The sequence below is a fragment of the Xylanibacter rodentium genome, from assembly GCF_013166575.1.
GTDB lineage: Bacteria > Bacteroidota > Bacteroidia > Bacteroidales > Bacteroidaceae > Prevotella > Prevotella rodentium.
The window spans coordinates 1-23,973 of sequence record NZ_JABKKE010000032.1; the positions used below are offsets into that span (position 1 = coordinate 1).

General features: G+C 48.7%; 18 protein-coding genes and 1 pseudogene. 15 read left to right on the forward strand and 4 right to left on the reverse strand.

The window, feature by feature from the left end; translation table 11 throughout:
- The coding region (locus HPS55_RS12925; RefSeq protein WP_172324997.1) for a DUF1896 family protein at positions 1-347 on the forward strand (347 nt) is incomplete at its 5' end.
- Positions 337-6,183, forward strand: coding sequence for an N-6 DNA methylase (locus tag HPS55_RS12930; protein ID WP_172178367.1), 5,847 nt, complete (start codon positions 337-339; stop codon positions 6,181-6,183). The genes HPS55_RS12925 and HPS55_RS12930, both read left to right, overlap by 11 nt.
- A 186-nt stretch (positions 6,184-6,369) precedes the next feature.
- Here HPS55_RS12930 and HPS55_RS12935 read toward each other — a convergent pair whose 3' ends face one another.
- Positions 6,370-7,227, reverse strand: a complete 858-nt coding sequence (locus tag HPS55_RS12935) for a helix-turn-helix domain-containing protein (protein WP_172178365.1) — start codon at positions 7,225-7,227, stop codon at positions 6,370-6,372.
- Positions 7,228-7,391: 164 nt separating this feature from the next.
- Between HPS55_RS12935 and HPS55_RS12940 the strand changes: the two genes are divergently transcribed.
- From HPS55_RS12940 to HPS55_RS13000, 13 genes are all read left to right on the forward strand, one after another.
- A complete protein-coding gene (locus tag HPS55_RS12940) occupies positions 7,392-8,669 on the forward strand; it encodes a TolC family protein (RefSeq protein WP_172178363.1) in 1,278 nt (425 codons plus the stop codon).
- 12 nt (positions 8,670-8,681) lie between these two features.
- A complete protein-coding gene (locus tag HPS55_RS12945) occupies positions 8,682-9,578 on the forward strand; it encodes an HlyD family secretion protein (RefSeq protein ID WP_172178361.1) in 897 nt (298 codons plus the stop codon).
- Between the two features lie 12 nt (positions 9,579-9,590).
- Positions 9,591-10,505 carry an ABC transporter ATP-binding protein gene (locus HPS55_RS12950; protein ID WP_172178359.1) on the forward strand — a complete coding sequence of 305 codons (915 nt, stop codon included), beginning with the start codon at positions 9,591-9,593 and terminating at the stop codon, positions 10,503-10,505.
- Between the two features lie 6 nt (positions 10,506-10,511).
- Positions 10,512-11,255 (forward strand): ABC transporter ATP-binding protein, encoded by a 744-nt coding sequence (locus HPS55_RS12955; RefSeq protein WP_172178357.1) that lies wholly within the window; start codon positions 10,512-10,514, stop codon positions 11,253-11,255.
- A 21-nt stretch (positions 11,256-11,276) separates the two neighbouring features.
- Complete coding sequence (locus HPS55_RS12960; protein ID WP_172178356.1) at positions 11,277-12,398, forward strand: ABC transporter permease; 1,122 nt, start codon at positions 11,277-11,279, stop codon at positions 12,396-12,398.
- An 18-nt stretch (positions 12,399-12,416) separates the two neighbouring features.
- A complete protein-coding gene (locus HPS55_RS12965; RefSeq protein WP_172178355.1) occupies positions 12,417-13,523 on the forward strand; it encodes an ABC transporter permease in 1,107 nt (368 codons plus the stop codon).
- 12 nt (positions 13,524-13,535) lie between these two features.
- A complete protein-coding gene (locus HPS55_RS12970; protein ID WP_253945886.1) occupies positions 13,536-13,760 on the forward strand; it encodes a winged helix-turn-helix domain-containing protein in 225 nt (74 codons plus the stop codon).
- A gap of 78 nt (positions 13,761-13,838) precedes the next feature.
- Positions 13,839-14,687: a phospholipase A gene (locus tag HPS55_RS12975; protein ID WP_172178354.1), complete on the forward strand. Its 849-nt coding sequence runs from the start codon at positions 13,839-13,841 to the stop codon at positions 14,685-14,687.
- Positions 14,688-14,719: 32 nt separating this feature from the next.
- Positions 14,720-15,247 (forward strand): helix-turn-helix domain-containing protein, encoded by a 528-nt coding sequence (locus tag HPS55_RS12980; protein WP_172178353.1) that lies wholly within the window; start codon positions 14,720-14,722, stop codon positions 15,245-15,247.
- Between the two features lie 105 nt (positions 15,248-15,352).
- Complete coding sequence (locus HPS55_RS12985) at positions 15,353-17,647, forward strand: hybrid sensor histidine kinase/response regulator (protein WP_172178402.1); 2,295 nt, start codon at positions 15,353-15,355, stop codon at positions 17,645-17,647.
- Complete coding sequence (locus HPS55_RS12990; protein WP_172178352.1) at positions 17,640-18,962, forward strand: sigma-54-dependent transcriptional regulator; 1,323 nt, start codon at positions 17,640-17,642, stop codon at positions 18,960-18,962. The genes HPS55_RS12985 and HPS55_RS12990 overlap by 8 nt, the downstream gene beginning before the upstream one ends.
- Before the next feature lie 281 nt (positions 18,963-19,243).
- A complete protein-coding gene (locus tag HPS55_RS12995; RefSeq protein WP_172324999.1) occupies positions 19,244-19,666 on the forward strand; it encodes a dihydrofolate reductase family protein in 423 nt (140 codons plus the stop codon).
- Between the two features lie 239 nt (positions 19,667-19,905).
- Entirely contained in the window at positions 19,906-20,523 is a 618-nt protein-coding gene (locus tag HPS55_RS13000) for an RteC domain-containing protein (protein WP_172325001.1), read from the forward strand.
- 82 nt (positions 20,524-20,605) lie between these two features.
- On the opposite strand, the gene mobC is transcribed toward HPS55_RS13000, so the two are convergent.
- The 3 genes and pseudogenes from mobC to HPS55_RS13015 form a co-directional block, all read right to left on the reverse strand.
- Positions 20,606-22,615, reverse strand: coding sequence for a conjugal transfer protein MobC (gene mobC / locus HPS55_RS13005; RefSeq protein ID WP_172325003.1), 2,010 nt, complete (start codon positions 22,613-22,615; stop codon positions 20,606-20,608).
- 33 nt (positions 22,616-22,648) lie between these two features.
- Positions 22,649-23,899: a conjugal transfer protein MobB gene (gene mobB / locus HPS55_RS13010; protein ID WP_172178347.1), complete on the reverse strand. Its 1,251-nt coding sequence runs from the start codon at positions 23,897-23,899 to the stop codon at positions 22,649-22,651.
- A pseudogene (locus HPS55_RS13015) lies at positions 23,878-23,973 on the reverse strand (conjugal transfer protein MobA); the annotation flags it as partial. The gene mobB and the pseudogene HPS55_RS13015, both read right to left, overlap by 22 nt.

Here is a 23,973-nt window from a genome sequence, read left to right on the forward strand (position 1 = left end):
CCTTCATCCGTGAACGCGCCGACCGTGCCGCCGGAACGTATGAACGGGCAATACTCGAAGGCTATCCCGCCGCAGGTGCGCAGGAACTGGCTATGCGCACGCTGACGGAGGGGCTTCGCTACTCCAAGTACGCCATCCTGCGCGAAGTCGTAGAGAACGAGTTTGCCAACGAAGTGCCGGAAGCGGAGCGTGAATCCTTTACCCGAAAACTGCTGCCGCTTGTCGGAAACGTATTCTCCATTTATGACCTTTCGGATGACAATTTCGCCCTGTCGCCCGATTATGACCTGCTCTATACGGAGCTGACGGGGGCTGTCGTCCTTTATATAGAGGAATATGGCGTTTAACCGCAAACAAAAGTTGCGGGACAACATTGAGGCGATACGGACGGCATTCGTCCTTGACAGGGAACAACGCACCCCCACCGCACGCGAAAGGCTCTTGTTGGAGCGTTATTGCGGTTTCGGTGGACTGAAGTGCATACTGAACCCAGCAAAGGAACTGACGGATGCCGTCCATTGGGCGAAATCCGACCTCGAACTGTTTGCCCCGACCGTGGAACTGCACAAGTTACTACGGGAGAATACAAAAGACGATACGGAGTATAAGCGGTATATGGATGCCATGAAGCAATCCGTCCTGACCGCTTTCTATACACCGCCGGAGATAACAGGCACTATTGCGGACGTGCTGCATGAACACGGCATACGCCCCGACCGGGTATTGGAACCGTCGGCAGGTGTTGGCGCATTTGTGGATGCCGTATTAGAGAACAAGCCGGACGCGGACATCATGGCTTTTGAGAAAGACCTGATGACGGGCAAGATATTGGGACACCTGCATCCCGACCAGAAAGTAAGGATACAGGGGTACGAGAAAATTGAAAAGCCGTTCATGAACCATTTTGATCTGGCTATATCCAATATCCCCTTTGGTGATGTGGCGGTGTTCGACCCGGAATTTACCAACAGTCATGACGTGGCAAGACGGTCGGCATCCAAGACGATACACAACTATTTCTTTCTGAAAAGCCTTGATGCGGTGCGTGAAGGCGGAATCGTGGCGTTCATTACCTCGCAGGGGGTGTTGGATGCCCCGACCAATGCGCCCATACGCGAGTATATGATGAACCACGCCAATCTGGTGGGCGTTGCCCGTCTGCCGAACAACCTCTTTACGGAAAATGCGGGTACGGAGGTGGGCAGTGATTTGATTATCCTGCAAAAGAACAGCGGAAAGAACGAGGAACTGTATTATAATGAGAAACTTTTTGTGCAAACAGAACAGACCCCTATCGGCACTTCCGTAAATGGGTATGTATGGAGCATCGGTTCGCTTTCCCACACAGATTTAACCAAAAGTACCGACCCTTACGGAAAGCCTGCCTATAAGCTCATGCACAGAGGCGATACCGTACAACTGGCGGAAGACTTACGGGAACATCTGAAAATAGAACTGCACCAACTCAACAGGGAACTCTACGAAAAACACAGCCTGCATCCGACGCAAACGGAAAGTACGGATAAAAGTACACCTGAGGAAGTACGGCCGGCTCCTAAAATAGAAGCGGTGACTTCTACCGCTAATGTTTTTATCACAGAAGCGGAGAAACCGAAAGCTCACCCCATAGACGAGAAGCCGGAGATTGAGCCACGCCAGACGAATCATTCAAATGCCGTTCAGCTCACTCTGCTTGACCTTTGGGGTATGCCCATAGAAGAACCTGCCAAAAAGAAAAAGGCAACCAAAAAGGAAAACAAGGCAAAGCGTGTACCATCCAAACCGAAGCCGCAGGTTATGGCTGCACCTCCTGTTGAATCCGTCAAGCCTGCAACCGAAAGCAAGGAGGCAAAGCCGGAAAATGTCGGGAAGCAAGGCGACCCAGAAGATATTTATGCCACTTTGGACTGGGAAACCAATCCGCCCATTAACGGCTTCTATGAAACAATGATGAGCCTGACACCGGAACGGCGCAAGGCTCTACGGCTTGAAGCGGAACGGCACAGACAGGAACAACTGAAAAAGTCGGGTGTCAAGGACACGCTAAATCCTGCCTTTGTGCCTTCGTCGGATAACAGACCGGAGCAAAAGGAAGCAGCACAACAACCCGAAGCACAGCCGGAAGCAACTCCCGTTCCTGTTACGGACAATAGCCCAAGTGAGCAAGCAACCACTTCACTATTCCCTGAATTTGAAACGGAAAAGCCGAAGGAGGAAGTACCCGACCTTACGCCGCGTCCCTATCACCGCACGCCGGAAATGCACCTGCGTGAAGGTTCGCTGGTGGCAAACAGGGCACGCGACATCGGTTATCTGAAGGACATTACTCCCTACGGTGCAACCTTCCAGCCGCTTGGACTAACCGGTTATCAGAAAGAGAAAGCGTTGCTGTATGTATCGCTCCGTGACGCATACGAGCGGTTGTACCGCTATGAATCGAACAGGCGCGAAGAAAATGTACCTTGGCGTGAACACCTGAACACCTGTTACGACGAGTTTGTCATGCGTTATGGCAACCTCAATGCCAAACAGAACGTAAAACTGGTGATGATGGATGCCGGAGGGCGCGACATCCTTTCGCTGGAACGTGCAGAGGACGGCAAGTTCGTCAAGGCGGACATCTTCGACCGTCCCGTTTCCTTCTCGGTGGAGACCCACGCCAACGTCGGTTCTCCCGAAGAAGCCTTGTCCGCATCGCTCAACAAGTACGGTACGGTCAATCTCGACTATATGCGAGGGATAACAGACAGTACGGAAGAGGAACTGCTCAATGCCCTCAAAGGACGTATCTTCTACAACCCGCTCGTAACCGGTTACGAGATCAAAGACCGCTTCATCGCGGGAAACGTGATAGAGAAGGCGGAGCGTATAGAGGCATGGATAGACGGCAATCCCGAAAGCGAGAGATTACCGGAAGTGAAACAGGCTTTGGAGGCTTTGAAAGAAGCCGAACCGCAGCGTATCGCCTTTGAGGATTTGGACTTCAATTTCGGTGAACGCTGGATTCCGACGGGCGTGTACGCCGCCTATATGAGCCATCTGTTCGACACGGACGTGAAAATCGCCTACTCCGCAAGCATGGACGAGTTTTCGGTGGCGTGCAGCCATAAGAATTTCAAGATATGGGATGAGTTCTGTGTAAAGGGTTACTACCGCAGTTATGACGGTATGAGCCTGTTGAAGCACGCCCTGCACAACACCTGTCCCGACATGATGAAATCCATCGGCAAGGACGAGCATGGCAACGACATCAAGGTGCGCGACAGCGAGGGCATACAGCTCGCCAACGCCAAAATCGACGAAATCCGCAACGGTTTCTCCGAATGGCTGGAAGAGCAGTCGCCGCAGTTCAAGGAACGGCTGACGACGATGTACAACCGCAAGTTCAACTGTTTCGTGCGCCCGAAGTATGACGGCTCGCACCAGACTTTTCCTGACCTCAACCTCAAAGGGCTGGCAAGCCGGGGAATCAGGAGCGTATATCCGTCGCAGAAGGATTGTGTCTGGATGCTCAAACAGAACGGCGGCGGGATCTGTGACCACGAGGTGGGAACCGGTAAAACACTGATAATGTGCATCGCGGCGCACGAAATGAAGCGTCTGAACCTGGCGCACAAGCCGATGATTATCGGGCTGAAAGCCAATGTCGCGGAGATTGCAGCCACCTATCAGGCGGCATATCCGAACGCGCGGATTCTCTATGCCTCGGAGAAGGATTTCTCGACCGCCAACCGCGTGCGTTTCTTCAACAACATCAAGAACAACGACTACGATTGCGTCATCATGTCGCACGACCAGTTCGGCAAGATACCGCAGTCGCCGGAGTTGCAGCAGCGCATCCTGCAAGCGGAGCTTGACACGGTGGAGGAAAACCTCGAAGTGCTGCGGCAGCAGGGCAAGAACGTGTCGAGGGCGATGCTGAAAGGGCTGGAGAAGCGCAAGCACAACCTTGTGGCGAAGCTGGAGAAGGTGGAACACGCCATCCAATCGCGCACGGATGATGTGGTGGACTTCAAGCAGATGGGCATCGACCACATATTTATTGACGAGAGCCATCAATTCAAGAACCTGACTTTCAACACGCGGCACGACCGTGTGGCGGGTTTGGGTAACTCGGAAGGAAGCCAGAAAGCCCTGAACATGCTCTTTGCCATCCGCACCATACAGGAGCGCACGGGCAAGGACTTGGGGGCTACGTTCCTCTCCGGCACGACCATCAGCAACTCGCTGACGGAGCTGTACCTGCTCTTCAAGTATCTGCGCCCGAAGGAGCTGGAACGGCAGGACATCCGCTGTTTCGATGCGTGGGCGGCTATCTTCGCCAAGAAGACGACCGATTTCGAGTTCAACGTGACGAACAACATCGTGCAGAAGGAGCGTTTCCGCTACTTCATCAAAGTGCCTGAGCTTGCCGCCTTCTACAACGAGATAACCGACTACCGCACGGCGGAGGACGTGGGCGTGGACCGTCCGCACAAGAACGAGATACTGCACCATATACCGCCCACGCCGGAGCAGGAGGACTTCATCCAAAAGCTGATGCAGTTCGCCAAGACGGGCGACGCCACGCTGCTCGGCAGACTTCCGCTGTCGGAAACGGAGGAGAAGGCGAAGATGCTTATCGCCACCGACTACGCCCGCAAGATGGCTCTCGATATGCGCATGATAGACCCGCATTATGAGGACCACCCCGACAACAAGGCTTCGCACTGCGCCAAGACGATTGCGGAGTATTACCACAGGTATGACGCGCAGAAAGGCACGCAGTTCGTGTTCTCGGATCTGGGGACGTACCAGCCGGGTGACGGATGGAACGTGTACAGCGAGATAAAGCGGAAGCTGACGGAGGACTACGGCATACCGGCAAGCGAGGTGCGCTTCATTCAGGAGTGCAAGACGGACAAGGCTCGCAAGGCGGTGATAGACGCCATGAACGCCGGAACGGTGCGTGTGCTGTTCGGCTCCACCTCCATGCTCGGAACGGGCGTGAACGCGCAGAAACGGTGTGTCGCCATTCATCACCTTGACACACCGTGGCGGCCGTCTGACCTGCAACAGCGTGACGGACGCGGAGTTAGGGCGGGCAACGAGATTGCCAAGCATTTTGCGGGGAACAACGTGGATGTCATCATCTACGCTGTGGAAAAGTCGCTGGACAGCTACAAGTTCAACCTGCTGCACTGCAAGCAGACGTTCATCTCGCAGCTCAAAAGCGGGGCGATGGGCGCGCGTACCATCGACGAGGGGGCTATGGACGAGAAATCGGGCATGAACTTCTCGGAGTACATGGCGTTGCTCTCAGGTAATACCGACCTTTTGGACAAGGCGAAACTGGAAAAGCGTATCGCCTCGCTTGAAGGGGAACGCAAGTCGTTCAACAAGGGCAGGCGCGATTCGGAGTTCAAGCTGGAAGCCAAGACGGGGGAACTGCGTAACAACACGGCTGTCATCGAAGCCATGACGGAGGACTGGAACCGTTTTCTTTATGTTGTGCAGACTGATAAGGATGGCAACCGCCTGAATGCGGTCAAGGTGGACGGCGTGGATTCTACCGATGAAAAGGTTATCGGAAAGCGTTTGCAGGAGATAGCCAAGAACGCCACGACGGGCGGTTTGTACAAGCCAGTCGGGGAACTTTACGGTTTTCCGATAAAGGTAGTCAGCGAGAGGATACTCAAAGAGGGGCTGGAGTTTACCGACAACCGTTTCGTGGTGGAGGGAAACTACAAGTACACCTACAACAACGGGCATCTGGCGATGGCTGATCCAGTAGCCGCCGCACGTAATTTCCTGAACGCATTAGAGAGGATTCCGTCCATCATCGACCAGTATAAGGCGAAGAACGAGGTGCTGGAAAAGGAGGTTCCGCAGTTGCAGGAGATAGCCGGCAAGGTGTGGAAGAAAGAGGATGAACTGAAACAGCTGAAGTCCGAGCTTGCCGCGCTTGACCGCAAGATCCAGCTGGAACTTGCACCGCCCGTGCCGGAAGCCGCCGAAAAGGAGAGCGACGGGCAGGAGGTCAAGCCTGTTTCGGAAGGTGTACGGAACGTGCCGCCACAGCACACCGAAGATGCACCGCAGATTCGCAGTCCGTCAGGCAACTTCATTGCCGACCGTGTCATCATCGGACGTCCGGAGTTCGGTTTTAAAGATGAAAGCCGACCGAAAGGGATGAAACTGTGAATTATAATGGTGTCTTACGAAAGTTCAATATTAGAGGACTAAATCTTCAACATAATTATTAACTTTGCATACAGGAAGAGCCGTATAAAACTATATGTTATAGAAAGATACGGCTCTTTCGCTATTTCAATTCACAACTTGTCTTCAAGTTCTGGTTAATTTCGGAACCTCTTTTTATTTTAAATTTCAATCCGCTTTTTGGTATTCGCTGGGGGTCATACCTGTTTCGCGTTTGAAGAAAAAACCGAAAGCGGACTGGCTGGGGAAGTTCAGGCGGTCGGCAACTTCGCTGACAAGTATGTCCTTGTTCTTCAACAGAACTTTGGCTTGGATGAGTGTGGCCCGATTAATCCAGTACATTACACTCTGACCGCTTATCTTAGTTATCAGACTTGACAGATAGTGTGGTGTAAGGGCAAGTTCATCGGCATAGAACGGGATTGTCCTGTGTCGGCAACAATGTTCGTTTACAAGTTTCTTGAATTTGCTGAACACCTGTTCCTGACGGGTCTTTCTTTTCTTGGGAATCTGCTCCAGTTCAGCGCGGTTTATATCCTGTATGTCGCTTATTATGGACGATACTATATGGCTTACCGTTTCGCGCCGGAACGGAGTGTGCCTTGCAATATCCCACAAGATATTTGCAAGTCTGACTGTTTCGTGCCAATCATTTTTCCCGGCATGGATAATAAGGTTTTTACCTACCGGTATGTTCTCCTTATATATAATGCCCATCATTGTGAAAGCGTCACTGCATGATTTCAGTTCCATTATAGTTTCAGGAGCCAGCAATATAATATCGCCTTTCTCGATGTGATATTCCTCCAGTGTCAGTTCAAAATCGGCATTCCCCTCCGTGACCCACAGTATACGGCCTTCCACAAAACGGTAAGGATGTCCGATCCGTATGAAATTGTTGCGGTATGGTCCGATATTCAGTACCATACCGAAATACTCATTCACAAAAGCCAGATTTGGCAGGTTTTCAAGACTACTGAAATCGGTTGTCTGCAATGAAAAATCATTTAATACGCTTGACTTCATTATGATATTTGTATTGTTTTCAGCAAATATAAATATAATAATTTGAATAATTCAACAGAAAAATGCTCAATCGTACAATTTCAAGAATTATTGTACGGATTTTGACATAAGAACCTCGGCAAGCCACCTTAATTTTGCAGTGTGAAACTAAAACATAAACAAATATGAGGCAAATCACAGCATTTTTCATTCTGATGCTCTCACCGATATTGGTACAGGCACAGACGGTCACGCTGGATGAATGTCAGCAGTTGGCCCAAGAGAATTATCCGCTCATAAAACAGTATGACCTGATAAGGCAGACCACCGACTACACGGTGAGCAACATCTCAAAAGGATGGCTTCCGCAGGTTTCGGCAATGGCCCAAGCTACATACCAGAGCGATGTAATGACGCTTCCCGATCCCTTACAGACAATGCTCGGGCAACAGGGATTCGATGTAAAAGGATTGAGAAAAGACCAATACCGCATCGGGATTGACCTTAATCAGACAATTTATGACGGCGGACTTATCAGCGGTCAAAAGAATGTAGCGCATCTTGAAGGCGAAGTGCAGACCGCTCAAACAACAACTGACCTCTATACAATCCGTCAGAGAGTGAACGACATCTATTTCGGAATCCTTCTTCTTGATGAGAAAATACAGTTGAACAAGGATTTGCAGACACTTCTTCAGTCCAATCTGGACAAACTTAATTCCATGCTTTCCAATGGTATAGCCATGCAAAGCGATGTCAATGTAGTTAGGGCGGAAAAACTGAAAGCGGAACAACAGGCGACAGAACTGGCATCTTCAAAAAAAAGCCTCATGGATATGTTGGCAGTGTTCATTGGCAAAGAAATTACAGAGCTTGCAATGCCGCAGGATGTAATAGTGCCGACACAAAGTAACAACCGTCCGGAACTTCATCTTTTTGACACGCAAATTGAACTGGCCAATGCTCAGGAAAGTTTGTTAAACGCCCGATTACTCCCGAAACTGAGCGTCTTTGCACAGGGCTATTACGGTTATCCGGGATATGACCAGTTTGATGCGATGTTCAACCGCGACTGGAAACTTAACGGAATGATAGGTGTAAGGCTGTCGTGGAATATCGGAGCCTTATACACCAGGAAAAATGACCGTTCAAAACTCAACACCCGCCGAGGTTTAGTTGAATCTGCCCGCGAAACATTCCTCTTCAACAATCATTTGCTCGAAATACAACAAACCGATGGTATAGCCAAATACCGACAAATGATAACGGATGACCATGAGATTGTAGCCCTGCGCAGCGATGTTCGCCAGTCTGCGGAATCACGACTTGAACATGGCATCATTGATACTAACAATCTCTTGCAGGAAATAACTCGCGAGAACCAGTCACGCATAGACCTTTCAACTCATACTATACTCATGCTGAAAGAAAGCTACGACTTGAAATACACTACGAACAATTAAATAACAACAGATATGAAAAAGTCAATAATCCTTATGTCGGCAGTTTCAGCAATGATGCTCACTGCCTGTGGAAACAAAGATGTTGATTATGATGCATCAGGAGTGTTTGAAACGACCGAAGTCATTGTATCAGCCAGAGGAACGGGAGAAATCAAGTCTCTAAACGTGGAAGAAGGACAAACAGTGAAAGCGAACCAGCATCTTGGTGAACTTGATATGACACAGCTCGTGTTGAAAAAGCAACAACTCTATGCCGGAAAAGATGCCGCTACAAGTCGCAAACTGAATACCGCCCAGCAGGTAGCCTCCCTGCGTCAGCAGATAGCCAATCTCCAGTCGGAACAAACTCGTTTTAAGGCTTTGCTCAAAGATGGTGCAGCCACTCAGAAACAAGTCGATGATATAGGCTATCAGATCGCTACTTTGCAGAAACAGCTTGCAGCCACAAACGAACAGGTATCCACAGCCAACCAGAGCATCGACGGGCAATCTGCCGGTTTTGACGCACAGATAGGACAGGTGGACGATATGATGCAACAGGCTGTGATAACGTCGCCAATCGACGGTGTTATTCTGTCGAAATATGCGGAAGCTGGAGAGTTTGCTGTGCCGGGTCGCGCATTGTTCAAAGTCGCCGATGTGTCGGACATGAAACTGAGGGCCTATATTACCGCTGACCTGTTAACAGGACTTAAAATCGGGCAGAAGGTAAAAGTCTATGCCGATCAGGGCACAGACGGGCGCAAGGAGTATGAAGGTACGGTTTCATGGATAAGCAGTGAGGCTGAATTTACCCCCAAGACAATCCAGACCCGTGATGAACGCTCGAATCTTGTATATGCCATAAAGATAACAGTTCGGAACGACGGACTTATCAAACGGGGAATGTATGGGGATGTAAAACTATAAATCCGGATGGTTATGGCAATAGTAAGTGTGGAAAACCTCAAAATGTCATACGGCAAAGGAAGGGTACAAGCTCTGAAAGGTGTGTCCTTCGATGTCGGAGAAGGCGAGATATTCGGGCTGATAGGTCCTGATGGAGCTGGAAAGACCTCTCTGTTCCGTGTTCTCACGACCCTTCTCCTTGCAGATTCCGGCACAGCCGTGGTCGATGGCATGGATGTAGTGAAGGATTACAAGAAGATACGACAACACATCGGTTATATGCCGGGCCGGTTTTCTCTGTATCAGGATCTGACGGTAGAGGAAAATTTGTCGTTCTTTGCTACTGTATTCAACACCACAATAGAAGAAAACTACCACTTGGTAGAGGATATATACCGTCAGATAGAACCGTTCAAGAAACGCAAGGCCGGTAAATTATCAGGGGGCATGAAGCAGAAACTTGCGCTTTCGTGCGCCCTGATACACGCTCCCCATGTGCTTTTCCTTGACGAGCCGACAACCGGAGTTGATCCAGTGAGCCGTAAGGAATTTTGGGAGATGTTGCAGAAACTGAAAAAGAATTTCAAACTGAGCATAGTCGTTTCTACCCCTTATATGGACGAAGCGGTGCAGTGCGATCGTATAGCATTCATTCAAGAAGGGCAGCTTCTGACTATCGACACACCAGAAAACATCATCAGGGCATACACCCGTACCCTCTGGGCAGTGCGCTCCGACAAGATGCACCGTCTCCTTACTGACCTTCGCGGTATTACAGGAGTAAATACGGCCTTTGCTTTCGGCGAGAACCACCATGCAACCGTTGATTCGTCGGTGCTAACAATAGAGTCGCTTCGGGAGCAACTTGTCGTTATTGGGCATCATAATATCGTGATTGAGGCTGTCAAGCCTACAACCGAGGATTGTTTTATGAACCTTCAAAAATAGTAATCCATGACAGATGAAATTGTAATCAAAGCGGAAGGTCTTACAAAAAAGTTCGGTAATTTCACAGCTACCGACCATGTGACTTTTGAAGTACGAAAAGGCGAGATTTTCGGTTTCCTCGGTGCAAACGGTGCGGGAAAGACAACAGCCATGCGTATGCTGTGCGGGCTTTCACAACCAAGCGATGGAACAGCTACTGTAGCAGGTTATGATGTGGCTACAGAATACGAGCAGGTAAAACGCCATATTGGATATATGTCGCAGAAGTTTTCCTTGTATGATGATTTGACGGTGGAAGAAAACCTTGTGCTTTTCGGCGGTATCTATAGTATGCCCCGGAAAAAAGTACGGGATAAGATAACGGAACTGTTACAGGAACTCGGTTTTGAAGCCGAGCGAAAAACGATGGTAAAAAGTTTGCCATTAGGCTGGAAACAGAAACTTGCCTTCTCTTTGGCTATCTTTCACGAACCAAGTATCGTTTTTCTTGACGAGCCTACAGGAGGTGTCGATCCTGTGACACGCCGTCAGTTTTGGGAACTTATATACAGGGCTGCCGACAACGGCATCACCGTGTTTGTAACAACGCACTATATGGATGAAGCCGAATATTGCGACCGGGTCAGTATCATGGTTGACGGACGTATTGACGCACTCGGATCACCTGCGCAGTTGAAACGACAGTTTCACGGCAATTCCATGTACGATGTATTCTATGCGCTGGCACGAACTGCCAAGCGTGGGGATTAAAAACTAAATAAGATAAGAGATATGAAACAGTTTCTAAGTTTCGTCCGCAAGGAATTTATACATATCCTGCGTGACCCTCGTTCTCTGCTGATATTGCTGGTGATGCCACAGATTATGGTGATGTTGCCCAGCTATGTTATTAAGAATGAGGTAAAAGACATTCGTGTCGCAGTGCTTGACCAGAGCCGCGACATGTACACAGAACAGCTAACCCAAAGGTTGTATGCCAACGACTATTTTATAGGGAAAGGGGAAGTCAAGACCGAGGAAGAGGCAGCAGAACTTTTCAAAAAGGGAGAAATTGACCTCGTTGTGGTTTTCGGGCCGGAATTTGCCAACCGCATCATGCACTCTCAGGATGCCTCGATACAGCTCCTGTCCGACGGCAGTGAACCAAATCAGGCAAGTGTCCGTGTGGCATACGCCCAACAGGTTGTAGCTGGTTTTCAAAAGGAACTCGCCCAGCAGATGACGCAAGCCGGAAAAGGCGGCCAGCAATTCAATATACGGGTAAATTCAAGAATGCTGTATAACCCGCAACAGCGTTCGGAAGTCAATTTTGTTCCGGGTGTTGTCGGCATGGTAATCTTGCTGATTTGCTGTATGATGACCTCTATAGCCATTGTTCGGGAACGGGAAATGGGAACAATGGAAATTCTGCTTGCATCACCATTGCCTTCCATTGACATCGTTTTGGCAAAACTTGTCCCGTACATGATTATATCCCTGATAGACATGGCTACAATTCTCTGCTTGTCCTATTTCGTGATGCACGTTCCGATGACCGGTTCCCTTCTGGTGTATGTCATTACCGCTGTCATTTATATATTTACATCGCTGATGCTCGGACTGCTCATATCAACAGTTGTAAATACTCAGCTTGCGGCAATGCTTATCTCGTTGTTACTGATAGTTCCTACCATTTATCTTTCTGGAATGGTGTTCGCCATTGAATCCATGCCAGTTGCTGCACAGGTAGTATCCAATATTGTTCCGGCCAAATGGTTCATATCCGCTTCGCGTAAAATCATGGTCGAAGGTGTAGGTATAGAATATGTGGCTACAGAAATACGCGCCCTTGCTATAGAAGGACTTGTATTTATGTTGCTTGCATGGAGGTTTTTCAAAACAAGGCTTGCCTGAAACTTAAAAAGATTGTATATGAAAGCATTACCATATCTTCTTGCAAAAGAATACAAACAGATGTTCCGCAACTGGCTTTTGCCTGTTGTGTTCATTCTTCTGCCAATCGCCATGATGAATGTTGTGCCGCGCATAGCGACACAAGAAGTCAAGAATCTTAATATCGCTGTGATTGATTGCGACCACTCGACGCTTTCAAGTCGTCTGACACAGAAATTGCAGGCTTCGGAATTTTTCAATTTATATGCGACTTGCCCGAACTATCAGACAGCATACGATTTGCTTCAGGAAGGCAGTGTCGATTTCATTGTCACCATCGAAAATGAATTTGAGCATAATCTATACCGTACCGGTGGTGCAGATGTTATGGTAACTGTCAATGCAGTAAATGGCATGAAAGGTGGCCTTGGAAATTCATACTTGACCCAGATTGTCATGCAGTATGCTCAGGAACTTGGCTATGAAAATGGAACAGTCGCACGTCGGCCAGTGACAGTCGAGCCACGGTATTTATTTAATGCCGCTCTCGACTATAAGCCCTATATGGTTCCGGCTCTGATAGCGATGACCCTTATACTGCTTGTCGGGTTTCTTCCAGCACTGAATGTTGTCGGTGAGAAGGAAAGAGGTACAATAGAACAGATAAATGTCACGCCTGTATCAAGGATAGAGTTCATTCTGTCAAAGATGATACCTTATTGGACGGTAGGTATATTCATTGTCGGTTTCTCCATGCTCCTTGCATGGAAGATACATGGCGTGACACCTGCGGGGTCTGTGTGGCTCGTGTTCCTGTTCAACATCGTGTATATCTTCACCATATCCTCACTCGGACTGACAATTTCCAATTACAGCGACAATATGCGTCAGGCGGCCATCGTGATGTTCTTCTTCATCGTGATATTTATTCTCACAAGCGGACTTATATCGCCAATCGCCTCCATGCCGCACTGGGCGCAGGAAGCAACACGTCTAAATCCGCTACGTTACATCATAACGGCGATGCGTGAGATCTATCTCAAAGGAAGCACGTTCCACCAGCTTCTCCCCCAGTTCATCCCCCTCTGTATCTATGGTGCATTGGCAAGCGTGTGGGCAGTGATAAGTTTCCAAAAAAACAATTAAACAAAATGACCTATGGATAAAATGGATAAAAATGTTATAGGAATATGGTCCGGCATTGTATGGCGGGCACTCAACGAGAGAGGTAAACTCTCCATAGAGGAATTGAAACAAGTTACAAATTTTGAAAGCGAGTGTATCTATGCCGCTATCGGCTGGCTTGCACGTGAAGGGAACATCAGTTTCGACAACGGTAGTAAAGGACTATTATTATATATCTATCATGAACGCTATTACTGACACTGTTACCCCCGAAATACCTATGCCGTTTCGGGGGTGACGCTTCCCGCCCTAACCGAGATAAACCAAGAATTGACAATGATACCGGTTTTGATTATAACATTTGTATTTGTCATCATCATGGCTCCGCCACGATGCTTCGGACAGCTTATATCCGTCGAACCGTCGGGAGGGGGGTCGATGGCTGATAGTATGCGCCGGGAATTGAAAACCGCGCCATATTTCAGCTTTTACAAAGACAATTATTTCATTGTGGGTACATCATTGTCCGAAACTCCGACAAAGCATAACTCAGATGCCAAGTTTCAGGTATCAGTGGCGTTCAGACTGACAAACGCCTCACTCCCGTGGGACACATATCTTTCTCTGATATATACGCAGGTGGCTTTCTGGAATGTATTTGAGGATTCGTTCCCTATGCATGATATAAATTTCAATCCCGGCATAGCATGGACAAAACCGTATTATTACGGGGACAGATATTTAGGTTCCACCTCGCTTATAATTGAGCATGAAAGCAACGGACGCGACGGAGATGCCAGCCGGAGCTGGAACAGGATTTCATTAAGCGGTAATCTGTATGTGACTGAAAGAGTAAGAGTTTTCGGAAAGATTTGGATACCGATAGTTGACGGACGCAATAACCGCGACCTTGCAGAGTACAAGGGCATTTTCTGTCTGGGTACGGAAATACAGACGGCTAACAAAAAACTTACAGTCGGTTTTACCATTGAGAAACGAAAGGGATTCCGACAGTTCAACACTATCGCGGAAATAAGCTGGCGCATCCATAAAAAGACCAACCTGTCGCTGTTCGCACAGTTTTACAACGGTTGCGCGGAAGGTCTGATTGACTATGAATGTCATAATACCATGTTTCGTGTCGGAATAGTATTCAAACCTAAATTCTTTTCTCCAAGAATTTAGTACAACGATTTTCAAACTAAATATTTAAGAATATGTGCGATGAAACAGTTAAAGAAGCGGTTATGACCACAATCCATGAACATATAGGATTTATGGATTGCGACAGTCTGCGAAAAGAAACGGGGCTTGCTTCTCCCGACTTGTTTTTTGCACTGGAATCGTTGGCAACCGAGCAAAAAATTTCCATCAATATAATGGCCGTCCCAGAAAGTTCGAGAGGACATTTCTCAAGGAGTGAATACCTGTATATTAAATTCATCGACTTATTAAACAGGTATATTTCTTGTGAAAGACATATCGGTTTCTATGCCTCGCAATTATTCATCACTCCTAAATATCTTTCCGGAATTGTGAAAAAAGTCAGTGGAGAGACCGCTAATTACTGGATAAACAAAAAACTGCTCGATATAGTAAAAGTCCAGCTCCTTTGTACCTCCAAATCAATAAAAGAGATAGCATACGGATTGAATTTCTCTACTATTTCATCTTTTGGAAAATATTTCAAATCACAAACGTCACTTTCGCCGACTTTATATAGGAAAACATATTCATCCATTTAATATGGTAATACTAAAAGATATTCAGATGCATATAATGAACTCTAAAATAATCACATAAAAATAATTATGAGCCTAAATACTAAAAGAGTGATTCTTCTTCACACAATGACTACCACGGGTTACATTATAATGTTACTGCTTGTAGGTTGTATCATGTACCTGTGGTTTCATGAATGGCGGGAACTTGAAAAGTTGGAAACGGAGAACAGACGGATTAACATTTTTCGTCAAGAAGTGCATCATGTTTACGGTGAAATGACTGGGCTTTCCCTTTTGGGCGAAAGCGTATTGGAATGGGATGATGAGGATTTAGAACGTTACCATATTCAGCGTATGGAAACGGACAGTATGCTGCGCCGTTTCAAAGCAACCTATCCGGCAGAATGTATCGATAGCGTGCGCCTTCTTCTTGAAGATAAGGAGCAGCAGATGCGCCTGATTGTTCAAGCACTTAACGAGCAGCAAACTCTTAATGAGAAGATGGCACAGCAAGTTCCTGTAATCGTACAGAAAAGTGTGCAGGAACATCCACAAAAAACAAAGCGGAAAGGATTTCTCGGCATCTTCGGCAAGAAAGAGGAACCGAAACCCACCGTGACAACCACGATGCTTCGTTCTTTCAATCGAAATATTATATCAGAGCAAAAGGAGCAAAGCCGCCGCCTTTCGGCACACGCTGACAGCCTTGCTGTGCGAAATGCGAAGCTCAATCGCCAACTGCAAAGCCTGATTCGCCAAATAGACGATAAGGCACAAGATGACCTGCAAAAGAGAGAAAACGAGATAATCGAAATGCGTGAACAATCGTTTATGCAAATAGGCGGTCTGACCGGATTCGTTCTCCTATTGCTGGTAATCTCCTATATCATCATACACCGGAATGCCAATCGCATCAAACGGTACAAGCTGAAAACTACGGATTTAATTGGACAACTACAACAAGCGGTAAAGAAAAACGAGGCACTGATATATTCCCGCAAGAAAGCCGTACATACCATCACACATGAGCTGCGCACACCGCTGACGGCTATAACCGGATATGCCGGATTGATGGAAAAAGAAAGAGACGCGGATAAAGCCAAAATGTATATCCAAAACATTCGACATTCCTCCACTCGGATGCGTGAAATGCTCAACACCCTGCTTGATTTCTTCCGTCTGGACAACGGCAAAGAACAGCCTGTCATTTCTATATGTGGGATTTCGACAATCACGCATATCCTTGAAACGGAGTTTATGCCAATCGCCATGAATAAGGGACTGGTTCTTACCGTAACGAACCGCACAGATACCATTGTCTTGACCGATAAGGAACGCATTTTGCAAATCGGTAATAATCTGTTGTCAAACGCCATCAAGTTTACGGATAACGGCAGCGTATCCATGACAACGGATTATGATAATGGAATCCTGACAATCATTGTCGAAGATACGGGAACAGGCATGACCGAAGAGGAACAGCAACGAGTATTCAATGCGTTTGAACGCCTTTCAAATGCCGCTGCGAAAGACGGCTTCGGATTGGGTTTGTCCATCGTGCAAAGTATAGTAGTGATGCTCGGCGGAACAATCAAATTGGAAAGCGAGAAAGGCAGAGGCAGCCGTTTTACGGTGGAAATACCCGCACAGGTTGCCCAAGAACAACAGCCACAACAGACAGCCCGGAATTATACCCGCAATAATGAGAGATACCATGATGTTATCGCTATCGACAATGATGAGGTATTGCTTCTTATGCTAAAAGAAATGTATGCACAGGAAGGGATACACTGCGAAACCTGCACCGATGCTGCCAAGCTAATGGAACTGATACGTCGGAAAGAATATGCCCTGCTACTTACTGACCTGAATATGCCGGAGATAAACGGCTTCGAGTTGCTGGAACTGTTGCGCTCGTCCAACGTAGGCAACTCAAAGACAATCCCGGTAGTCGTGACAACCGCTTCGGGCAGTTGCGACAAGGAGGAGCTTATGGAACGTGGATTCGCCGGTTGCCTGTTCAAGCCGTTTTCAATATCGGAACTGCTGGAGATTTCAGACAAATGCGCCATGAAAGGCTCACTGGACGAAAAGCCGGACTTCTCCACCTTGTTATCCTACGGCAATGAATCCGTCATGCTGGAGAAACTGATAGCAGAAACTGAAAAGGAAATGCAGGCAGTCAGGGAGGCAGAACAGCGGAAAGACCTTCAGGAACTGGATGCTCTTACACACCACCTGCGCAGTTCTTGGGAGATACTCCGTGCCGATCAGCCATTAAGGGAACTTTATAAACTACTTCATGGGAGTGCCGCTCCAGATTATAAAGCACTTACCGACGCAGTGTCTACCGTATTGGATATGGGCGCGGATATTATCCGATTGGCAAAAGAGGAAAGGAGAAAATATAATAATGGATAAGACAAAAATCATCGTAGTGGAGGACAATATCGTATATTGCGAGTTTGTCTGCAACCTGCTGGCACGGGAGGGATTCCGCACAATCAAGGCTTTCCACCTATCAACAGCTAAGAAATTGCTGCAACAAGCGACAGAAGACGACATCATAGTTTCAGACCTGCGGCTGCCTGAAGGCGACGGTATCGACTTGTTACGCTGGATGCGCAAAGAAGGTATGATGCAGCCTTTCATCATCATGACCGACTATGCCGAGGTGCATACGGCAGTCGAAAGTATGAAACTCGGTTCGTTGGACTACATACCCAAACAACTTGTGGAGGACAAACTCGTCCCTCTGCTCCGTACCCTATTAAAAGAAAGGAGTATCGGAAGAAAACGTATGCCGGTGTTTTCCCGTGACGGCTCGGCATTTCAAGCCATCATGAAACGAATAAGGCTGGTAGCCCCTACCGATATGAGCGTGCTGATATTTGGCGAGAACGGCACTGGTAAGGAGCATATTGCACACCAACTGCACGACAAAAGCAAACGGGCAGGAAAACCGTTCGTTGCAGTGGACTGTGGTTCACTCTCCAAAGAGCTTGCGCCGTCGGCATTCTTCGGACACGTCAAAGGAGCGTTTACGGGTGCGGACAATAGCAAGAAAGGCTATTTCCATGAGGCGGAAGGCGGCACGCTGTTCTTGGATGAGGTTGGTAATCTCGCAATGGAAACCCAGCAGATGTTACTCCGAGCCATACAGGAACGGAGATACCGCCCGATAGGTGATAAGACGGATAAAAGTTTCAATGTCCGTATCATCGCCGCCACCAACGAAGATCTGGAGGCGGCTGTGAACGAAAAGCGATTCCGGCAAGACCTGTTATATCGTCTGCATGACTTCGAGATAACCGTTCCGCCGTTGCGCGACTGTCAGGAGGACATCATGCCGCTGGCGGAGTTTTTACGCGAGATTGCGAACAAAGAACTGGAATGCGACGTTATCGGATTTGACGGAGAAGCCCGTAAAACATTGCTGACCCATGCGTGGCCGGGCAACGTCCGTGAGCTTCGGCAGAAAATCATGGGTGCGGTGTTGCAGGCGCAGACCGGGCTTGTCACGAAAGAGCATTTGGAACTTGCCGTGACGAAACAGACCTCACCCGTCAGCTTCGCCCTGCGCAACGACGCGGAAGACAAGGAACGGATTTTGCGTGCGTTAAAGCAAGCGAACGGGAACCGCAAGGTTGCCGCCGAACTGCTCGGAATCGGGCGTACAACGCTGTACAGCAAGCTGGAAGAGTATGGGTTGAAATACAAATTCAGGCAATCATAGCCGGTAATTCACTGAATTTAGCTATCTTTGCATGAACATTTGAAGGTAAACGGCGATTGGGGAGCCTTTCGCCGCCGATATATAACATAAGACCGCAAGGCGTTTCGAGCGAAAATCTGGTAAATTGACACTACGGAGACGATTGCGTGATGCTTATGCTATGCCTACGCATAGCGTGCATTCACGTACTCTCCGTAAAAGGCTTTACCAGAGCCGTCGCTTGAAAGTAGTGTGGATTGCACGCTACTTTTTTGCTCCTTGCCCAACGAAAGGAAAAGGCTATGGGTAAAGTTCAGATTCTTGCCGTCCTCACGATGGACGGGTGTCATTCTTCAGAATTATATGGCAAAGCGTATGAGGATTTACGCCTTGCCCGCTGCGATATTGACAAAATAAGGGAAAACGCGCTTTACCATGTCACGCCGGACTACTCCATCTCCATGCTGGACGAATGGCGGAAAGACAATACCAACATCTGCTATCTCGCAGAAGCCACTCCCGACAATTCGGACTATATCAACGGGCTGTTGCGTATGCGGGTGGTGGATGAGATTATCCTATATACCGTGCCTTTCATATCGGGAACGGGACGGCATTTCTTCAAGTCGGCACTACCTGAAGCACGTTGGACACTCTCCTCGCAAAAGAGTTATTCCAACGGAGTGTACCGGAGCATCTACACGCGCATGGGAACCATGAAATAGCCGGGATGTTCTGCTTGCATACATTTGAGTACTTCCATAAATGGAATAATGTACTGATAGTAAACATTATAAGTTGATAGCAATTCTTGCCTGATAAAAAATATCAATCTTTATCAATTTGAAATCCAGCATCTTCCAGACAGAGTGCCGGATTTTTTGTTTTCTGGAACCGTTTTTTGCAATTCATATTCATGTGCGCACACTGAAAACAGAGTGTAAAATTTCTAAATTGACAGGATATGAATTATTTTTTATTAGCGGAAACCGAGTTTTTCCGTCTCATAAATGAAGCCGGTGACTGCAATATGGAAACTGCATACACGGCTTTCGCCTCTCAAGTCATAGAGTTGTGCAGCGACAGTACGGACATCACCCGTACCATCATCGCGCTGGCTTACATCGAGATCGAATTACAGCATCATCCCGTGCGTAACCTTCCCGAAGAAAAGAAGGAAATAGCCAACTATGTCAGCAAGGCTCTCTCTTTCGTAAGGAAGATGCAGAAGTTTATTGCCGCTCCCCAAGTGCCGCCACTAATCCCTATCCAAACATCCACCGACAACACTAACGATAATACCGCCTCACCCTTGCAATGGACAGGCAACGCCATCGACCTCGTGGAGCTGATATACGGCATCAACGAGATGGGCTGTATCAACAACGGCAATATGCCTCTCAAACAGCTTGCCCCGCTCCTGTACAAGATATTCGGCGTGGAATCAAAGGACTGTTACCGTTTCTACATCGACATCAAACGTCGGAAGAACGAGAGCCGCACCTATTTCCTTGACAAAATGCAGGAAAAACTGAACGAGAAGATGCTCCGTGACGAAGAGATGGAGCGTATGAGAAGATAGACTATAAAGTCCCCAAAGAATAACGGGCGGAGCAAGTTTGATACTTTGTTCCGCCCGCTTTCATTGCCTCACGTCAGCCCGGTTATTTCTGCTGCAACAGATGTTTCAGGTTTTCGTCGTTGGCAATCCGCTCCAGTTCCTCCTGAACAATATGCTTGACTTCTTCCTTGATACGCCTGTAATTCTCCTGCACCGTTTCCTTCATGCGGTCGTTACCGTTTTCGTCCATGAAGTCGGTAATGACGGGTATCTTCTTGTAGGCTTTCTCCTCGCGCTTCACCTTCTCGGCATCCACGACAATCTCACAGTGGAAAATCTTCTGCTCGATACGCTCGTTGAAGTTGTCGGACACAGAACCGACAAACATGCCCTGCGTCAAGCCGGAAATCTTGCTCGGCGGGATAAGCGCGTCCATCTGCGTGTTGATGGAGGTGGAAACGTCCTGCCTGTTGATGGAAATGGACTGCCGCTTCTGCAACACCTTTCCGAACCTTTCCGAGAGCGTCTTGGCGGTTTCGCCCACCACCTGACCGGAGAAGATATTTCCGACAGTATTCATCACGACTTTGGCTTCCTTATCGCCATAGTCGCGTACCAACTGGCTGAAATCCTGAAAGCCCAGACACACGGCAACCTTGTTGCTTCGCGCGGTGGCGATAAGGTTGTCCAGCCCCTTGAAATATATGGTCGGTAGTTCATCTATAATGACCGACGACTTCAGCATCCCCTTCTTGTTAATGAGCTTCACGATACGGGAGTTATACAGACCGAGAGCCGCACCGTAGATATTCTGACGGTCGGGGTTGTTGCCAACGCAGAGGATTTTCGGCTCTTCGGGATTGTTGATGTCCAGAGTGAACTCGCTGTCCGACATCACCCAGTAGAGCTGCGGGGAAATCATCCTTGAAAGCGGTATTTTCGCCGATGCTATCTGCCCCATCAACTGCTCCGCAGCCCCTCCGAGCCATGCGTCCATGAATGGCGAGAGGTAGTTTTCCAGTTCGGGATAAGAGGTCAGAATAGGGAAAATATCCTCGTAACGGCGGTTCAGGAACTCGATGGCATGGGGGAACGTGCAATACTTGCCGTTCTGATAAATTTTCAAATACCATATAATACTGGCAAACAGAATAATAGGTGATTCCACAAAGAAGTCGCCCTGCTTTTGCACCCAACTTTTATTTAAGTTGAGCATGATGGTGTACGCACTCTCGTAAGCGTCCGTGATATCCTCCATGAAGTCCGGGTGAATGGGATTACAACGGTGCGAGCGTCGCGGGTCGTCGAAGTTTATCACATAGAACTTCGGCTTCACCTTGTAGCCCTCCGGGTGGTTCAGCAGGTGGTTGTAGGCTATCGTGGACAAGTCACTGAATTTGAAGTCGTACACATACATCGAGAAGCCCTTTTCAATCTGCTGCTTGATAAAATTATTTACCACCGCGTATGACTTCCCGCTGCCCGGCGTACCTAATACGATGGAAGCCCTGAAGGGATTCACGACATTGATCCAGCCGTCGTTCCAACGCTTTTTGTAGTAGAAGCGTGTCGGCAGATTGACCGAATACTCGCTTTCGATAAGCCGTGTTTCCTGCATGAAACTCTCGTTCTCGTTGTTGAACACGTCATCCATCAGGTTGTGCTTTAGCAGGCGGCTCGTCCAAAGACCGCCCATCAGCAGGCAGACATAGCCCGCTCCGACGGTCAGGACATACAGCCCCGTCACCGCTTCCACCGGCAGCGGCAATGCCAATATCCACCAGTTCAGGAAGAACAGCACGAAGCCTGCGGCAAGAGCCGTCCAGATCCGTCCCCAAGTGATTTTCTCCCCCTTCACGCCCTTCGTCCCCAGACATGACAGGGCAAGCAGGAGGACGGCAAACAGTTTCGTGTACAGGATGGAACGGAACAGCCCCGCCGTGCGGTCGAAGTTCATCAGGATTCTGTCCACCACGCCGATGTCCACGCCCCAGAGCCGTATGGCTTCATAGCAGAACCAGTACACGTTCATGACCACTAAAATAATACTCACGGCACGCAGAAAATCCATGATTTTCGCCAATGCCCTCAAATCGTCTTCTTGTTGTGACATAGATTGAAAAATTTTTGATTGATGATACCTTGATTACATTCCCAAGCCCTTGCGCCTCTTCTTTTTCCTCTTACGCTGCATCGCCCGGATAAAGGCTTCCTCTTCGGCATCCACAGCCGGACCTTCGGGAGTGAGCAGGCCGACACCGCCCGCCATGCTTTCATCGTCGGATGCGCTCTGTCCGCGCATATCCTCTCCTGTTTCCACCGGAACGGACAGCGTAATCGGCGGCAGTCCGGCATAAGGCAGCGTGAAGTGTTCCTGCAAGGCGTTGGCGGAAAGTTCTTTGCCCATGCGCGAGCCGTTCAGCACGCAGCCCGTGCGGTGGTCGATGAACGTGGCTCCGTAGATGCGCCCTTCCTCCGTGTAGCGCAGCACGGTGTCGATGCCCGTCCCTTTAAGCGTGGCTACAAACTTCTCCTTGTCATACGTGCCTTCCAGCACGGAAAGGACAGTGCGTTTCGTCATTCCGGCGGGTTTCCTGTCCTTGATCTCCTGCTTGGAACGGGCAAACTTCCTCTGCACGGCTTCATAGCCGACGGATTTCCCGAAGAGCGAGGATTTGAACGGATTACCGACTTTGTTGCCCATGTCATCCGTGACGGAATAGACCAGCCCGTGATACTCGCGTCCGCGCACATTGCCGTGCGTTTCCTCCACCGTCATATTATATAAGGAAAGGAGTGCGCGGTATTCGCCCATCGTCTGAAAACGGTACTGCCCGTTCAGAACCTTGACAATATTCCCCGCCTGCTTCTTCACGTCGCCCGCAGAGGCGTCCACCTTGCACAGCGGCGTGTCAAGACGGCGGGTCCTGCGCTCCGCATCGTGCAGTCCGTATTTCTTCTCCAACTCACGGGTGATCTGCTTGCTACGATAGTAGTTGTTCTTGTCACTGATACATTTCCCGTTCTCGTCCACCCGCACGGTCACGATGTGCAGGTGGTGGCGGTCAATGTCCTCGTGCTTGAAAACAAGGTAAGGCTGGTTGCCGAAACCGAGTTTTTCCAGATACTCGCGGGCTATATCCTGCAATTCCGCATCGGTCAGCACGTCATCGGGATGTGGGTTGAGCGAGATATGCACCACCGGCTTCTCCACTTTCATCTGTGGCGGCAGAAAGGTGTGGAAGTCCTCCATCGCCCGGTGGATGTCCACCGTTCCCGAACCGTCATTGTAGATACGGTTGGTAGTGAGCAGCCGTCCTTGCGCCTCGTTGATCTTCTCCCCGTTGTAGGCAATCGCGCCGTACAACGAGCAGCCTACACTGATTTTTGCGACCATTTCGCCTCCATTTCCCTTGAAAGTTCCACAATCCGGCGGCTCAGTTTCACGAGTTCGACGGTCTGTTGCTCCAA

Coding starts and splice junctions, on each gene's coding strand:
- HPS55_RS12955 (WP_172178357.1), top strand. CDS start 10,512: ATGACAGATGAAATTGTAATCAAAGCGGAAGGTCTTACAAAAAAGTTC.
- HPS55_RS12945 (WP_172178361.1), top strand. CDS start 8,682: ATGAAAAAGTCAATAATCCTTATGTCGGCAGTTTCAGCAATGATGCTC.
- HPS55_RS12965 (WP_172178355.1), top strand. CDS start 12,417: ATGAAAGCATTACCATATCTTCTTGCAAAAGAATACAAACAGATGTTC.
- HPS55_RS12985 (WP_172178402.1), top strand. CDS start 15,353: ATGACTACCACGGGTTACATTATAATGTTACTGCTTGTAGGTTGTATC.
- mobB (WP_172178347.1), bottom strand. CDS start 23,899: ATGGTCGCAAAAATCAGTGTAGGCTGCTCGTTGTACGGCGCGATTGCC.
- HPS55_RS12940 (WP_172178363.1), top strand. CDS start 7,392: ATGAGGCAAATCACAGCATTTTTCATTCTGATGCTCTCACCGATATTG.
- HPS55_RS13000 (WP_172325001.1), top strand. CDS start 19,906: ATGAATTATTTTTTATTAGCGGAAACCGAGTTTTTCCGTCTCATAAAT.
- HPS55_RS12960 (WP_172178356.1), top strand. CDS start 11,277: ATGAAACAGTTTCTAAGTTTCGTCCGCAAGGAATTTATACATATCCTG.
- HPS55_RS12970 (WP_253945886.1), top strand. CDS start 13,536: ATGGATAAAATGGATAAAAATGTTATAGGAATATGGTCCGGCATTGTA.
- HPS55_RS12980 (WP_172178353.1), top strand. CDS start 14,720: ATGTGCGATGAAACAGTTAAAGAAGCGGTTATGACCACAATCCATGAA.
- HPS55_RS12950 (WP_172178359.1), top strand. CDS start 9,591: ATGGCAATAGTAAGTGTGGAAAACCTCAAAATGTCATACGGCAAAGGA.
- HPS55_RS12930 (WP_172178367.1), top strand. CDS start 337: ATGGCGTTTAACCGCAAACAAAAGTTGCGGGACAACATTGAGGCGATA.
- HPS55_RS12995 (WP_172324999.1), top strand. CDS start 19,244: ATGGGTAAAGTTCAGATTCTTGCCGTCCTCACGATGGACGGGTGTCAT.
- mobC (WP_172325003.1), bottom strand. CDS start 22,615: ATGTCACAACAAGAAGACGATTTGAGGGCATTGGCGAAAATCATGGAT.
- HPS55_RS12975 (WP_172178354.1), top strand. CDS start 13,839: ATGATACCGGTTTTGATTATAACATTTGTATTTGTCATCATCATGGCT.
- HPS55_RS12935 (WP_172178365.1), bottom strand. CDS start 7,227: ATGAAGTCAAGCGTATTAAATGATTTTTCATTGCAGACAACCGATTTC.
- HPS55_RS12990 (WP_172178352.1), top strand. CDS start 17,640: ATGGATAAGACAAAAATCATCGTAGTGGAGGACAATATCGTATATTGC.